Source organism: Salinisphaera sp. LB1 (genome assembly GCF_003177035.1).
Classification (GTDB): Bacteria; Pseudomonadota; Gammaproteobacteria; order Nevskiales; family Salinisphaeraceae; genus Salinisphaera.
The window spans coordinates 1,746,445-1,760,880 of sequence record NZ_CP029488.1; the positions used below are offsets into that span (position 1 = coordinate 1,746,445).

Genomic DNA, 14,436 nt, shown 5'->3' on the forward strand with positions numbered 1-14,436 from the left:
AGATAAGGTCGCTTTATTATGTATAAAGTTCAGTCAAAGTCTTGACGACGCGCTTGCTCGCGCACCTGGCGCAGTAATGCATTGATTTTGCGTCTTTTTTTTCGTTCGCGTGCATTTGCGGACAAATGCCCTGGCTTTTTCAGCCGCTGCGTGTCACCCATAACCAAGTAAGGCCTTGTTACATACGCACGCGTGCGACGGGCTCGGTTATCTTTGCGGTAGCGGATGGTGCGGCGGCGGGCTTGTTGGCGCATCGGAGTTTGATGTTCGGCTTGTGATCGTGCGAGCAGTAAAGCGGTCCGGGCATGAAGGCATCATCAAGCAGGCGTCACGGTCACGCCGTCGCACAACGTGGCGGCCAGCCAATCGGCCACCACGCGGACACGGGGCAGATGGGCCATGTCCTGATGGGTCAGTAGCCAGAGTTCGCGTCCGGCCGGTGTCATGTCGAGCCGATGCAAACCTGCGACATGGTCGCCAATACAGCGCGGCATCAAACAACAGGCGCCGGTCGCCAGGGCCAGTTGCACCATGATGCCGCCGCGGTTGCCGCGTGCGATGGTTCGCCGATCCGGAAAATGCGCCACCAGCCATTGTTGCTCGGGCTTGTCGATGAATTGTTCATTCAAATCCACCCAGGGTGCGCTGTCGGGGTCTGTTTCCGTGGCGGTGGCATAGACGCCGTAGGCGAGATCGCCCAGTCGCCGGGCATGAAAGGCGCCGCTTGTCGGGCGAGCCAGGCGCAGGGCAATATCGGCCTCGCGCTGCGCGACACGGAAATTGCGATTTCCGCCGATCAAGTCGAGCCGTAGACGCGGATGGGCCGACAGCAGGCTGTCGACCCTCGGCCCAACCGCGTACTCGAGTACGCCGTCCACCCCGGTCACGCGGACCACGCCGGTGATCCGTTCGCGCCGCGGTTCTGCCTGTGTATGAATCAGAGTGGCGGCAAGTTGATCTTCCATTGCCCGGGCGGTCTGCAGTAGGGGGTCGGCGCGCAGGGTGGCGCGCAAGCGCTGACCGTCGCGGCGTAGCAGGGAATACCCCAGCTGTGCCTCGAGCCGCTGGAGGCGGCGTGCCACGGTGGTCTGGTTGACGCCGAGCTCACGGGCGGCGGCGCTCATGGTGCCGCCGCGGCAAACCAGGGCCAGGGTTTTCAGCCCTTCCCAATCCAATGTGCTCATCGCGGTTCGTCTCCTCTAGCGTCTGCGTATACGCAGAGCATGCCTGCAAACGAACGGATTTGAATTGCAAATTGGCCGGATCATAATCTGTTTTCCCAATCAAGGAGACGAGACATGGCTACACACACAATGTTTGAGATTGCCGGCGCAAGCCTGCCCGTCGGGACACCGGCAACCGCCGCGTTGATCGTGATCGATGCACAGGAGGAATACCGCAAAGGTGCATTGCCGCTATCCGGTCTCGCCCCGGCGCTCGAACACATGGCAGGTCTGATCGCGCATTGGCGGGCTCATGGCGGTACGCTGATCCATATCGCGCATCATGGGGAGGCCGGCGGCCCCATGTTCGATCCGGACGGGCCGTACGTTTCGACCATGCCGGAAGTCGCGCCGCGCGGCGAGGAGCCGGTTGTCGTCAAACACGTACCCAATGCCTTCGGCGGGACCGATCTTCAGGCACGCCTGCAAGAGCGAGGCGTCGGGCAGGTGGTACTGGCCGGGTTCATGACGCATGTTTGCGTGTCGACCACGGCTCGGATGGCAAACGAGTTGGGCTATCCGGTCACGATCGCGGAAGATGCGGTGGCGACCCGTGACCTGCCGTGTGCTGACGGCGACGGGATCTTGCCGGCCGCCGAGCTGCAGCGCGCCGAACTGGCGATGTTGTCGGACATCTTCGCCCGGGTGGTCGCCACTGACGCGATAATCGCCGCTTATTAACCCGGCACAAAAATAGATGATTTTTCGGGTTAATAGCGCGAGTATGCGGCCGCATGCTCGCTGCGGCCATTGGCCGCTAAGCCTTTGAAAATAAAAGACGGACAGGCGCCGGCTTTTATTTTTGAAGGCGTTGAAAACAGCTGATGAAGTCAGCTGTTTTGACGCCGGATTAATAGTCGGGCTGTGCCCCGGTAACTGCCCCGGCGCATCGCAGCGTGCCCGGGTGTGGCGTCCAGTGTCGTGCCGACCGCCCGTCGCGTGTGCCGAGCCTCGAGTGGCGGGGCAGGTGGCCCTGAAGGCACCAACGCTCGGGTCTTTGCCGCAGAGACATGCCCGTAGTTTTTTCCCTTCAAGGACTTTCCGCCGAATTCATCCCTCAAGATAAGTCGTGATCCGCCGTTCTTCGAACCGTATAGGGTGCCGCCGGTATTTCGAGCTGCCGGCGGCGAGGTTCCTGGGGAATTGGGGGTGCGATGAAGTTGTGGTTGCGCAGTGGGCGTTGTCTCGCCACCGGGGCTGTATTCGCCGTAATCGTCGTCATGACCGGTTGCGCGGGTATGCAGCAAACGATGGCCCGTGCCGGCGATGCCGTTCGCAATCACGGCGGTACGCTGGTGGGGGTGGCCGCGGGCGCTGCTGCCGGGGCGTTGCTGTGCGATAACAACGATCGGGTGAAGTGCGCGGTGGTGGGCGGCGCCGCCGGCGCGGCGCTCGGTTATCTCTGGGACAAGCGCCAAGCGCGTCTTCGCCGCATCGCAAAGCAGCAAGATCTGCCGATCACGACCTCGAAGATCAAGACATTCAACGCCGCGAAGGATAACGGCGTTGCGACCGCAATCAATGATGGCGGCATGTTTGCCAGCGGTTCGGCCCGGCTTAAGCCGGCGGCGGCACGCAAGATGCGCGCCCTGGCGGCCGTATACAAGGACAACCCGCAAAGTCTGCTGGTGATCGGGCATACCGATTCGACGGGTAGCGACCGTTTCAACCTGACGTTGTCGCAAAAGCGAGCCTACACAGTGGCTTCGCTGCTCGCGGATCAAGGCATCGATAGGTCGCGCATATATTTTCAGGGGGTTGGCGAGTCCCAGCCGATCGCGAGCAACGATACCGCCGCCGGCCGATTGGCCAATCGCCGGGTGGAAATCGTTGAGACCGACAGCGAGCGTTCGATCGCTGCATACAGCCTGGAACAAGAGTCCGATCCCCGGTTTCTGGCCTACTCGAACAAGACCGCCGCGGAACAGCGACAGATATCGGCACCCAAACCGGCGCCGGCTGGCCCGTCGTCACCCCGGGTTGCCGCGAACCAGGCCAAAGCCAGCGCTGCGGAGGCGGGCCCACAGTCGCCACACGCCGGCCGGACTCGCACGGCGTCGAGCGCGTCATCGTCCGCCAGCGAAGTCGACTTCGGGGGGCATCCGGCCACCTCGGACATCAGCAAGATCGTAGCCGCAGCGGGCCCTCGGGCTGGCGGGGGTGGCGGGCTGTCATTCATCGGTACGGCTCGGGCGGCCGAGCCGGCAGCGATTTCGCCCTGCTATATGAACAGTCCGCGCCAAACGGCGGCAGTGCACAATCTCGCCAGCGGGAAGGCGCTGGATTCTTCGGCGATTTCCGAATCCTCCTACTGGCCCGGACTCAACGGGAATGTGTGGTTGGCGACCGTGCACAGCAATCTTGTGGCGGTCAAGAATCTACGGGTGATGGCGGGTTCGGGCACCGTTGCCGGGCAGCCGCAGGTTCTGGTCTATCGCCACTATCACGGCGCCGCGAAGCACCCCGACTATCGCATGGCGGCGCATACGCGCAGCTATAAGGGGCAGGACGGCGTGATCATCCGAAGTTACTTCGGCCGTGGCAACCCGATGCAGTGCATGGACGTGGTGATGGCCAATACGTCACAGCGTGTAGCCAAGGCCGGCGTGCTGTATTACGACCGCGGGCGGCAACTCTACGAAAACGATATTCGACTCCACCGTCTCGGGGCCAGCGACTAACATGGACAGCATTCTTTCGCTCATCAACGATTACCGAATCATCATCGGCGCGATCCTCGTGGCCCTGCTGACGATTGTGGCGATCCACCGCTGGTGGGAAACAGTGTCTCTGTGGTGGCTTCAGGTCACCTGCAGTCTGCCCCTGATCGGCAAGAACGCTGTTTATGCCCGACGCAGTGGATTCGACAGCCAGACCCAGTGGTTTCACGGCGAAAAGAATCTTTGCGAAGCCTATGCGCCGCATTACAGCAAGTCGGATCTGAGCCCGGAATTCTTCGATCACTGCAAGAGTTATCTGCGCAAGGCCAGGGAAATCGGCCGCAATACGTTGCCGCTGGCGGGCTGGGCTGGGCTGGCGGTTATGGTCTTCCTGGAAGCGATGGGTTTTTCCTATGTACTCGCGGGATGGACGATTCCGGGGGCCAGTGAGCAACTCAAGCAGCAGGGGGCGGTCGGGATCGCGCTGCTGATTTCCACGATTCTCGTATTCCTGACCCACTCCACCGGCCATGAGCTGCATCACAACTCGTTGATAAAAAAAGTAAATGCCTGGTGGGAAAGCGTCGACGGGCGTCATAAGCAACCCAACACCCATGTCTCGCTCGAGCATGACTCCGTAGACGATGACGATGAATCCTGGCGGCATCTGCTCAGCCGTATTCCGCACAATGCCAACGTCACCCCGTCGTACAAGCTGACGATTGCCACGGTGATCGCGATCGTACTTATCGGTACCGGTGCGACATACGTGCGTGGTCAGGTGCTCGAGCAGCAGCTTGCCGCACAACACCGTTTGGACAACGCCGGTTCCAGCTATGGCGATAGCGGCGATCCTTACGCCAATGCCGCGCCGCAGGAACTCAAGAATGCGCAGCGGAAGGTCGATACGCAGGTCGACAACGCTGTCGACTCCGCGGAACGCAAGGGCGGCTGGATGACGTTCGCGGTATTGGCCGTGATCTTCACGTTCCTGCAGTTCATTGGCATCGTCGTGGGGTACAAGACCGGATTCGCCGGGTATGAGTCGAAAGCGGCCCGCAGATTCATCGGCCGGTTCAAGACGCGCGAGGAATTCGCCAATTACTACCAGCGTAAACGTGACCGCATTGTGCGTCTGGCCGACAAGAACCTGGGCCAGGTGCAAAGCAAGATGGCGGCGCGGCCGGGCATCGATCGCGATAAAAAGCGCCATCTTGATAATCCGGGCGGCCGTCACTTCCTGGCTTATATGCAGGGCCGCGCGACAGCCGGTACGACAGAGGCGAGTGCGTTCGCGTCACCCGCCCCGGAGGCCCGGGATGCTGGCCCGGCCCCGCGCGTGCCGCAGGATGTCGCGCCAGCGGATCAGGTGGAGCAGGCCGTACTCGACGAACAGGAGATTCAAGCCTGGATGGAACGCCTGGGCTGGGATCGCGAACGGACGGTCGAGCGGTTGCTGCAGGCCAGGCATGAAAAGCAGGCGCGCAGCGCGGAAAGAGCGCCCGTGTCCGAAGAGGAAGCGGCGCGCCTGATCGCCGAGCAGTTCGGCCGTAACTGATGCGCGTCGCTCTATTCACTGGCCTGGTCAGCGCATTGATTATGGCCGGCGTGTTGAGCTCGAGTGCGCAGGCCGCCCGGCGCGACGATTTTCCGAGCTGTTACGCGATACTCAATCGCCCGGATCTGGCCGCCAGGCCGGCGCGCCGTGAATTGTTCGTGATCGTGGATCAAACGGTGCCCCTGAATCGATCGCTCAAGCGCAGCGTTTATCGCAAGGTGCATCGCTTCCTGAAGGCCGGCGATCGCCTGACCCTCCTCACTTTCAGCGCGTTCGCCAAGGACCGCTATGCCGCGATGTCGCTGACGGGCAAGTTGGATTACCCGCTGGCCAAAGACGTTCGCTACCGGACCAGCATTCCAGCGCTGAAGAAATTCGACCACTGCATGCAAGAGCAGCGACATTATGTCGACCATCAGGTTGGCGAAAAGCTCAAGGCGGCGTTGGATCACGCGAGTACGAACCTGCCCAAAACAGAGCTCGCCGGCTCGCTGGCACAATTTGGCCGAACCCTGATCGGCAAGTCGAAAGCCGGTCATGTGGATGTGCTGATCGTATCCGACATGCTGGAAAACTCCGACGTCACCAGCTTCTATCGTCATGGCCACGTGAAGTCGATCGACGCGGGCGATGCGTTGAAAAAGATCGCCGGTGCGGGATTTATTTCCAACTGGGGTAACGCGAGGGTCTATGTGATCGGGGCTGGGTTCGCGGCTGACAGGGGCTATCGCGGCGAAGACACGCTTAAAAGCCTCGAAGATTTCTGGCGGGCTTATTTCCAGCGCTCGCATGCCCGACTCGCGGGTTGGGGGCAGCCGGAGTTGATGACCGATCTGCAGTAGTGCCGAAAGCGGCGTAGCGGTACCGGCGTCGGGGCAGCCGCGGCCCGTCGTATGGCCGGCGCGGCATTGAGCAACCCGCGCCAGCGCATGTGGCCCACTCGGACGTGGCGACACGCGAGGCGCCGCTTGCTCGGGGTGCGCGGGATATTCCGGGCCAATCCACGGCCAGGCGCGGTCGGCCCGCTAAAGGGCGGCCGGCGGCGGTCGACGCGCTTCACCCGGCCGGGTCTGTATGGCAGCGTGGGTTGGGCGTACCATCGGTCGGGGACTAGCCATTGCCGACGCGGCCGACGCGGGGCCAATGCTCATGAGCCGTTTTATCCATCCATTTTGGCATCACGGTGCGCGCCTCGCCGCGGAGCTCGGCGTCAATTGTGTGCTGCCGCTTTTGATCTACGATCAGCTGGCGCCGACCATGGGGGATGTGCGGGCGCTGATGGCGTCATCGGTGCCGCCGATGCTGTGGGCCATCATCGAGTTCGTGCGGCGACGACGGCTGGATGCCGTTTCCGTCATGGTGCTCGGGGGTATCGCGCTGTCGCTGCTTGCGATGATCGGCTCGGGGTCGGCGCGGTTTCTTCAGCTGCGCGAGAATCTCGTGACCGCGCTGATCGGTATGGTTTTTCTCGGCTCGGTGCTGGTCCGGAGGCCGCTGATCTATTATCTCGCCCGGGCCGGCATCGAGCGCAGCGCTCCGGATCAGGCCGCCGTGTTCGAAGCGCTTCGCCACCAGCCGCATTTTCATCGTGCGATGACGGTCATGACACTCACCTGGGGCGTGGGCCTGCTGTTGTCGACCGCCGCGGCATGCGTGCTGGTTTTCTCGGTCAGCATCCACGAATACCTCATCGTCCAGCCATTCATCGGTTACGGCACCATGGGTTTGTTGGTGCTCTGGACAATCGGATACCGGCGCTATTTGCGAAAACGCGCCGACTGGGCTTCCGTGCTTGAGAGCGCGCATGATCCGTAGCCACGGGCCGGGGCAGATCGGCCGCCACGCTGCCGGGCGCGAATGATCGGCCGGCGTGAGCCGCATGTCGGTGCGGCGCCGGTTGCCGGGCGTGTCGTGGGGCTGCAGCTGGGCGCCTTATTGGCGCGGCTCCCGCTCGAATTCCTGCAGTGCACTCATCAGGTCGTCGAACTCGCCGTCGTGTTCGGCCGCTGAATCGGCCATGGCATCGAGATCGTCGGTCGGGATATTTTCGGTACGGGGCGGCGCCGGCGCGTCGTCGTCGCGGGCTGGCGACGTTCCGCGGGCGCCCGCTCGGGACGGGCCGGTTTGGGCCGCAGGCTGGGTCATCCCGGGCTGCGATGCCGCGGAGGGCTTGCTGTTCTCGCTGGCCGTTTCGCAGATGCAGGTCTGGTCGTCGGTCCACACGACCTGCGTGATCTCGGCGCGCCACTGCTTGTTGGCGCGCGTGACGATGCGCACGGTGTCGCCCACCTGCACCGGCTGCTGGGTCTTGCAGCCCCAGTTGCCATTGCGCAGTTTGCAGGGGCTGGCTTCGACGAGGTCGTTTTCACTCATGGGTCTTTTGCGGCTCGGGCGTTGGTCTGCGATGCATTGGAAACAACGCTATGGGCATGGGCGGGAAAATTCCAGTCGCGCCCCGGCGTGGCGCGGGCCACGGTCGCGTGCCTGGGTCTGTGGCCGGCTCGCGCGAGCCGCAGATCGAGGGGCGCCCTGCGGCGGGTCGCCGTCTCAACGGTCGCCCACATCCCGGCGGGTCCAGTAGCGTTGCATCTCGAGGAAAAGAAACGAAGCCGACCAGGTGATGAGCAAAAGCCCGGTGAGGGATTCGATACCGGTGAGATAGCGGACGCCCGCCATGGGCTCGATATCGCCGAAGCCGAGCGTGGTGAAGGTGGTGAACGAAAAATAGGCGCAGTCGAGCACTGTGCCGTTGAAATGGCCCGAGAAATAGCCGATATGCGCCCAGTGCAGCATGCCGTAGTAGGCGATCGCGAATATCCAGACTTCGACCGCGTGGGCGCAAAGCGCGCCGAATACGCCGAGCACGATACGGAAGCGATGCCGGACCGGCAGCCGCGGCAAGATGGTCGTCATGCGATAGAGTAATTCGTAGTGGATACCCACAGCGAGGGTGACCACGACGATATTGATCACGATAATGCCGAGCACGGCAACCGGCCACAGTGTCTTGTCACGGTTATTCTGCCGTATTCGGCATGCCGGTGCGCGCTCGGCACAGGGGGCGACGGCGGCGCCTGCCCTCGCGAGCGGGGCGCGGTCAGTGGCGCATGGCATGCCACGCCGCCCGAATATTGCCACCGCGCTCAATGCGGCGTATTCCTTGTTATCGACCGAGGCGGGGTGTTGAACGATTGCGTTGAGCGAGGCCCAACCGATGAAAGCGCCGTTCCCGATAAGTGAGCTCGATCGCGTGCTCCAGGCCTGTATCGATTTTACCGATCAGCACGAGCCGTACTTCTACTGGGCCCACATTGCCGACCGTTGCGGCATGGGTAATAACGGCGAAGAGGTCAAGCGCATGATCGCCTGGCTGGCCCGGGTTGATCCGGGGCTTTTGGAGGACTGCGGCCACGCGGAGGATAACATCCGCTACTTTCGCCTGGGCGTGGAGGCCAGGCGGGTGATGCGCACGGGCGGACTCGGGCCGTATGTTCGCAAGAAGTCGCGCGCCGAGTCCGAGGAGAGGATCCGCAACTGGACGTATATCGGTATCTCCACGCTGGCCGTGGTCGTATCGCTGTTCGCCCTGAACAAGCCGCCGGCCAATTCGGCCGAGGTCGGGCGTTTGCGCGCCCAGGTTGCCGATCTGCAAAGCCACCAGGCACGGCTGGAAGCCGCGATCAGGCAGTTGGCGGCCACGCCCGGCTCGGCGCCGCGGCACGACCGGTCGCCCCCGGCCGCGGGCCGGACCGCGCCCGGCAGGGTTCTGTAACAAGCCGCCGGGCGCTGGGTCGGCAGCGCATTGCGGCCCGATCCAATGGCATCCCCTGCGGTGGACGCCGCGCCATGCCTGTGGTGTCGGCTCGGTTGTCATGCGGTCCGTCAGCGCAATACGTCAGACCAGGCCGGTGCCGGATTGTTGGGCGGCCAATAATTCGTTTTGGCTTCGAGGGTTGGCCCGCCCGCTCGCCCGACTGAAGGCCGTAATCCGATCAGTACGACCCGGCCGGGCCGATTCGGGTGATGCCCCGGGCGTCGGTTCATCTTACAGCGTCGTGCTGTGGCGGCGCCCGTTTCTCCCCTATCCGCGGCTCGCCCGCTCAGAGAAACAAGATATCCACTTACCTCGCGTACTTTTATCATATTGTACTAATTAAATATTTTTCGTTTTTTTGATTTTGTGGCGTGTCGATGTCGATTCAGTACATTAAATAATCGGTCTTTGGCACATTGCTTGCTCTACGCCCGGGAATGGCGCGCGGTATGCTGCCGCTTCAGCGCCGAAAATTCACGAGGGTTAAGCATGAAAATGTTGAAGTGGGGCGCGCTTGCTTTGTTAGTTCTGGTGTCGGTCAGCGCGAATGCGACGATGATCTCGTCGTCCTATAGCGTTACCGCCAATTCCTCCAGTCCCGGTCTGGTAGTCCATACGCAGGATCATGCCGCGAACCCTTTCACCTATGACTTGAACGTCGGACAGTCGAAAACATTCGGTCTGTTCGATATCTGGACAAATGAATACAGCCTTTTGCAGGGGTTCACGTCTGAGCCGATCAGCGTGCAATTCGGCTTCACGTCGCCCACGAGCGGCCAAGGTACGATCAACGGCCAAACCTACGGCATCTTCACCGGCTTCCTCAACGAGGAGGGCGTGGTGCATTGGGATAACCCGCTGAACTTCGCCTTCGGCCCCAATGGCGACGGCCTGATCCAGGTCAGCCTGTCGGACGAGACCTTCAACCAAGGCTTTCTGAGTCTCTACGGCGGCCCCTGTGACGGCGCCACCGTCAAGGCGACGCTGAAGTATGTCTCTGACCCGAGCCCCGCCGATGTGCCGGAGCCTGGCAACTTCGCACTGTTCGGCCTCGCATTGGGCCTGCTCGGTTTTGCGGCCTATCGGCGTCGTTCGTTGTCCGAGTAGTTCTGTCGCGCAGGCTGCGAATCGGCCGGTGCCTCCTCGGGCACCGGCCGATTTGTTTTAAGCTTATGGCCTGCCTCGGCCGCCGATGCGATCGCCTTCGGTTCGCCTGCGCCGCGCTGGAGAATCGTCGGTGATAGAGTCACCCGACCAATTCTGCATGCAGCGTGCGATCGGCAGCCGCAAGGTTAGGCGAAGATCGATCGGGTCGCACGGTGCCTGTGTCGCGAACAGGAGAGCACGCGATGTCCTATACCCCGTCGGAGAGCCGCTACGAGTCCATGGTCTATCGCCGCTGTGGGCGCTCGGGGCTGAAGCTCCCCGCGGTATCGCTCGGACTGTGGCACAACTTTGGTGAAGACACGCCGCACGAAACCAAGCGGGCGATCTGCCGTACGGCCTTCGACCACGGCATCACGCATTTCGATCTGGCCAACAACTACGGTCCGCCGCCGGGCTCGGCCGAGCGCGCCTTCGGCCAGATCCTGAAGACCGACTTCGCCGGCTATCGCGACGAATTGATCATCTCGTCCAAGGCTGGCTATGACATGTGGCCCGGTCCCTACGGCAACTGGGGCAGCCGCAAGTACCTGATCGCCTCCTGCGATCAATCGCTCCAGCGCCTGGGTGTGGATTATGTCGACATCTTCTATTCGCACCGGGTCGACCCGGAAACGCCGCTGGAAGAGACGATGGGCGCGCTCGACAGTCTGGTCAAACAGGGCAAGGCGCTGTACGTGGGTATTTCGTCCTACAACGCGGAGCGCACGCGCGAGGCCGCGGCGCTACTCGCCGAGATGGGTACGCCGTGCCTGATCCACCAGCCGAGCTACAACATGCTCAATCGCTGGGTGGAGCGCGACGGGCTGGCCGATACCCTGGCCGAGATCGGCATGGGCGCGATCGCGTTCACGCCGCTGGCCCAGGGGATGCTCACCTCGAAATATCTCGGCGGTATCCCGAAAGGCTCGCGTGCCACGCAAGGCAAGTCGCTGGATCCGGACATGCTCTCGGAGCGGGCGGTGTCGCATCTCAACAAGCTCAACGATATCGCCGGACGACGCGGGCAGACGCTGGCCCAGATGGCGATTGCCTGGGTGCTGCGCGACGAGCGGATCACCTCGGCGTTGATTGGCGCCTCGCGGCCCGAGCAGGTCGAGGACTGCGCCCGGGCCGCCGGCAATCTGTCGTTTACCGAGGCCGAGCTGGACGAGATCGACAACTATGCCACCGACGAGGACATCAACCTCTGGGCGGCGTCCAGCAATGCCTGATGCGCCCGGTGTGTGCCGCGCCCGGCCCGGGTCTTTACTGATCCGAAGGCGCGGGGTCGTTATCCCGAATCGCTTGCAGACGTCACGAAGCCGAATCTGACCGACTGGCAATCGCTCGAGCGCGATGCCGAGCGCGGCGACGAAATCAGGGGCCGTGAAGGCCACAGCGGCTGGGAAGTCGAAGTCCGCTTCGATAACGGCACGTCGCCGAAGCCCCGGAGCGCAAGGCGCCGCGCCGAGCCGCGAAGAAGCGGTCCGGATCGGACGCGAAATCGCCACGATGCGCGACTCCCGATGGTCTCGGGCCGCCTGCGCCCGGCATCGGGGGCGGCGCGCTCTGTTCTTCAGCGTCGGTCTTGATGCTGTCCGACACGCGGCGGGCTGAATAAGCCAGGGCATTGGGTCGACCAATGCACGCGAATGCGCGCGAACAATAAGGAAGATCAAGGCGCTGCCGCTTCAGGTGCACGAGCAATCGCGCCGGTGCGCGTTGTGGCTATTCGCCGTATTGCCTCCGCCAAATACGGCACATCCCGTTGCCTTGCCTGACACGAACTCATATCACGACGTAGCCAGGTGTCGGACGGGTTCGGGCGGAGCGGTGGCCGCCGCGACCCGCGCGGCCCGAGGTGCACCGCCCGGATCCACAGATCAGCATACGACGCCTGCCCGCGAATTCACGCGAGCCGGACGGCTGTAGCACCGATCGCTGACGTTCGGCCGGGCGGTCGAGGCGCTCAAGAAAAAAGCCGGCCCGCCGATACGCGACATATCGGGCAGGCCACCCGGACCAGGTTGTGCCTGTTCTGAACACGAAGGGAGGAGCTGTGCAATTCTTGTCGAGTGTCAAAGCGAAAATCACCTGGGCCTTCGGGAGCACCATTCTGGCGTGGGTGGTGCTCTGCGCGCTGTCGCTCTACGCAGTGGCACAGCTCAATGCGAAAAACGATGCATTGTATTCCACCAATCTGCGGGGCGTGAGTGCGCTGGCCGAGACCAGCCAGACCTACGCGACCATGCTGCAGAATATCCGTGGCCGTCTGCATGCCGGCCAGCCCGGCGACATCAAGGCCCTGGCCGATGAATTGAAGGACGCGCGCCAGTCGCTGCAGGCCCATTGGAGCGATTATTACCCGGCGCGTGTTTCGTCGCCTGCCGAGCGCAAGCAGGCCGACAAGCTGCAGAAGACATTCGACAAGCTCAATCCCAAGCTCGACAAGTTCGCGAAAGTGCTGCGCCAGGGCAAGACCTTTCTCGCCAACGCCTATTACAATGCCCAGCTGTCGCTGCCGCTGACCATGGCCGCGCGTAAGCTCTACGATTTGCGCGATAGTGAAATGTCGGCCGCCAAGCGTGTTCACGCCAAAAGCGGGCAGATTGCGAAATGGCTGTCGCTGCTGATCGCGGGTACGTGCGCGGCGGCGCTCCTGGCGGGCGTGATCGTGGCCGTGATCCTGGTGCGTCTGGTGACGCGGCCGCTGGCCCAGGCGCGGCAGCTGGCTGAGTCGATCGGCGATGGCCACCTGGATAACGAGATCGCCCATTCGCGCCGCGACGAGTTCGGCGCCATGCTGACCGCCCTCGGCGGGATGCAGCAGCGCCTGGTCGATACCGTGAGCGACGTCCGGAGCAGTTCGGAGTCGGTCGGCGCCAGCGCGTCCCAGATTGCCAGTGGCAGTGAGGAACTCAATGCCCGGACCCAGCGCCAGGCGGCCAGTCTCGAGGAGACTGCGGCGTCCATGGAGCAGATGACGGCCACCGTGAAGCAGAACGCCGATAACGCGGTCGAGGCGGAAACGCTGGCGCGTGATGTGCAGACCCGGTCCGACGACGGCAGTTCGGTGGCGCGCAGCGCCGTGGCGGCCATGGGCGAGATTGATGCCTCTAGCCGCCAGATCACCGACATCGTGAGCCTGATCGAAGATATCGCCTTTCAGACCAATCTGTTGGCCCTCAATGCGTCGGTCGAGGCGGCGCGGGCCGGCGAGCAGGGGCGGGGCTTTGCCGTGGTCGCCAGCGAAGTGCGCAACCTGGCTAATCGCAGTGCCAGCGCGGTCGACGATATCAAGGCTCTGGTGGCCGACAGTGCCTCGAAAGTCGCCGATGGCTCCAAGCAGGTCAGCCTGTGCGGCGAAGCGCTGGAGACCATCAATACGCGTATCCACAAGGTGAGCGCGCTGATCGCCGAGATCGCCTCGGCCAGTCGCGAACAGGCCGGCGGCATCGAACAGGTCAATCTGGCGATCGCCGACATGGATTCGAGCACGCAGGAGAACGCGGCGCTGGTCGAGGAATCCGCCGCGGCAAGCCACGACCTCCAAAGCCGTGCGCAGGAACTGTTCACCAAAATGTCAGTCTTCCACCTGGGGCAGCATGCGCCGCCGGCCCGCCAGGAGCAGCCATCGGATGAGTCGGCCGATGCAGCCCCGGTGCGCGAGGACAAGCAGGCTGAGGTCCCGCCTGCGGCGTCTTCCGAGCCTTCGGCGGCGTCCGAGGCGTCCGAGCAGCCCAAGGCCCGGCGGGCGCCGACTCGAACGCGCGAGTCGGCGGAGACACCGGCGGCCGACGAGCCGGCCGCCGAAGCGGACGAGTGGGCGACGTTTTAGCGCGTTTTCCTCGCGGGTGTCGACCCACGCTTGTTCCGTCCACCGACGTTAAAACAATGCCCTGGCGCTCAGCGCGTAATCCGGCGCGCAATGCCCGGGGTTGCGGCTTGGCCGTCGGCTTACGCGGCAACAGGCCCTTGTGTCTTGCCGAAGCTGACTGATTAGCGGCCCGTCCAGCGGTGCTCGCTCGGGTGAGC

Annotated in this window: 13 protein-coding genes; 9 read left to right on the top strand and 4 right to left on the bottom strand. The window is 63.2% G+C overall.

Annotated elements, in window-relative coordinates:
- Nucleotides 1–29: 29 nt before the first annotated feature.
- Together SALB1_RS19170 and SALB1_RS07880 are read right to left on the bottom strand one after the other, a co-directional pair.
- Nucleotides 30–254, bottom strand: coding sequence for a hypothetical protein (locus tag SALB1_RS19170; RefSeq protein ID WP_222843062.1), 225 nt, complete (start codon nt 252–254; stop codon nt 30–32).
- A 63-nt stretch (nt 255–317) separates the two neighbouring features.
- Entirely contained in the window at nt 318–1,184 is an 867-nt protein-coding gene (locus SALB1_RS07880) for a LysR family transcriptional regulator (RefSeq protein WP_109993363.1), read from the bottom strand.
- Between the two features lie 114 nt (nt 1,185–1,298).
- Here SALB1_RS07880 and SALB1_RS07885 point away from each other — a divergent pair, with 114 nt between their 5' ends.
- The 5 genes from SALB1_RS07885 to SALB1_RS07905 all read left to right on the top strand — a co-directional run bounded on the left by SALB1_RS07885 (nt 1,299) and on the right by SALB1_RS07905 (nt 7,256).
- The gene (locus SALB1_RS07885) at nt 1,299–1,904 is read left to right on the top strand and encodes a cysteine hydrolase family protein (RefSeq protein WP_109993364.1); all 606 of its coding nucleotides are present in this window, start codon (nt 1,299–1,301) and stop codon (nt 1,902–1,904) included.
- Nucleotides 1,905–2,377: 473 nt separating this feature from the next.
- Nucleotides 2,378–3,904 carry an OmpA family protein gene (locus tag SALB1_RS07890; RefSeq protein ID WP_109993365.1) on the top strand — a complete coding sequence of 509 codons (1,527 nt, stop codon included), beginning with the start codon at nt 2,378–2,380 and terminating at the stop codon, nt 3,902–3,904.
- 1 nt (nt 3,905) lies between these two features.
- Nucleotides 3,906–5,441, top strand: coding sequence for a hypothetical protein (locus tag SALB1_RS07895; RefSeq protein WP_109993366.1), 1,536 nt, complete (start codon nt 3,906–3,908; stop codon nt 5,439–5,441).
- A gap of 158 nt (nt 5,442–5,599) precedes the next feature.
- Nucleotides 5,600–6,283, top strand: coding sequence for a hypothetical protein (locus SALB1_RS07900; RefSeq protein WP_145961278.1), 684 nt, complete (start codon nt 5,600–5,602; stop codon nt 6,281–6,283).
- A 307-nt stretch (nt 6,284–6,590) separates the two neighbouring features.
- A complete protein-coding gene (locus SALB1_RS07905; protein ID WP_109995337.1) occupies nt 6,591–7,256 on the top strand; it encodes a VC0807 family protein in 666 nt (221 codons plus the stop codon).
- Between the two features lie 117 nt (nt 7,257–7,373).
- Here SALB1_RS07905 and SALB1_RS07910 read toward each other — a convergent pair whose 3' ends face one another.
- Both SALB1_RS07910 and SALB1_RS07915 read right to left on the bottom strand, forming a co-directional pair.
- Nucleotides 7,374–7,814 (bottom strand): hypothetical protein, encoded by a 441-nt coding sequence (locus SALB1_RS07910; protein WP_109993368.1) that lies wholly within the window; start codon nt 7,812–7,814, stop codon nt 7,374–7,376.
- Nucleotides 7,815–7,988: 174 nt separating this feature from the next.
- Nucleotides 7,989–8,429, bottom strand: a complete 441-nt coding sequence (locus SALB1_RS07915) for a potassium channel family protein (protein WP_109993369.1) — start codon at nt 8,427–8,429, stop codon at nt 7,989–7,991.
- Between the two features lie 226 nt (nt 8,430–8,655).
- On the opposite strand from SALB1_RS07915, the gene SALB1_RS07920 reads away from it, so the two are divergent.
- The 4 genes from SALB1_RS07920 to SALB1_RS07935 all read left to right on the top strand — a co-directional run bounded on the left by SALB1_RS07920 (nt 8,656) and on the right by SALB1_RS07935 (nt 14,239).
- Complete coding sequence (locus SALB1_RS07920) at nt 8,656–9,213, top strand: hypothetical protein (protein WP_109993370.1); 558 nt, start codon at nt 8,656–8,658, stop codon at nt 9,211–9,213.
- Between the two features lie 531 nt (nt 9,214–9,744).
- On the top strand, nt 9,745–10,362 hold the full coding sequence (locus SALB1_RS07925; protein WP_109993371.1) for a PEP-CTERM sorting domain-containing protein: 618 nt from the start codon (nt 9,745–9,747) through the stop codon (nt 10,360–10,362).
- A gap of 242 nt (nt 10,363–10,604) precedes the next feature.
- Nucleotides 10,605–11,633: an L-glyceraldehyde 3-phosphate reductase gene (gene mgrA, locus SALB1_RS07930; RefSeq protein WP_109993372.1), complete on the top strand. Its 1,029-nt coding sequence runs from the start codon at nt 10,605–10,607 to the stop codon at nt 11,631–11,633.
- An 836-nt stretch (nt 11,634–12,469) separates the two neighbouring features.
- The gene (locus SALB1_RS07935; protein WP_158590675.1) at nt 12,470–14,239 is read left to right on the top strand and encodes a methyl-accepting chemotaxis protein; all 1,770 of its coding nucleotides are present in this window, start codon (nt 12,470–12,472) and stop codon (nt 14,237–14,239) included.
- Nucleotides 14,240–14,436: the final 197 nt, after the last annotated feature.

Bases quoted from the DNA above. Each gene is read 5' to 3' on its own strand.
- SALB1_RS07895 (WP_109993366.1), top strand. From the start codon at position 3,906: ATGGACAGCATTCTTTCGCTCATCAACGATTACCGAATCATCATCGGC.
- SALB1_RS19170 (WP_222843062.1), bottom strand. From the start codon at position 254: ATGCGCCAACAAGCCCGCCGCCGCACCATCCGCTACCGCAAAGATAAC.
- SALB1_RS07920 (WP_109993370.1), top strand. From the start codon at position 8,656: ATGAAAGCGCCGTTCCCGATAAGTGAGCTCGATCGCGTGCTCCAGGCC.
- SALB1_RS07885 (WP_109993364.1), top strand. From the start codon at position 1,299: ATGGCTACACACACAATGTTTGAGATTGCCGGCGCAAGCCTGCCCGTC.
- SALB1_RS07910 (WP_109993368.1), bottom strand. From the start codon at position 7,814: ATGAGTGAAAACGACCTCGTCGAAGCCAGCCCCTGCAAACTGCGCAAT.
- mgrA (WP_109993372.1), top strand. From the start codon at position 10,605: ATGTCCTATACCCCGTCGGAGAGCCGCTACGAGTCCATGGTCTATCGC.
- SALB1_RS07925 (WP_109993371.1), top strand. From the start codon at position 9,745: ATGAAAATGTTGAAGTGGGGCGCGCTTGCTTTGTTAGTTCTGGTGTCG.
- SALB1_RS07890 (WP_109993365.1), top strand. From the start codon at position 2,378: ATGAAGTTGTGGTTGCGCAGTGGGCGTTGTCTCGCCACCGGGGCTGTA.
- SALB1_RS07880 (WP_109993363.1), bottom strand. From the start codon at position 1,184: ATGAGCACATTGGATTGGGAAGGGCTGAAAACCCTGGCCCTGGTTTGC.
- SALB1_RS07905 (WP_109995337.1), top strand. From the start codon at position 6,591: ATGAGCCGTTTTATCCATCCATTTTGGCATCACGGTGCGCGCCTCGCC.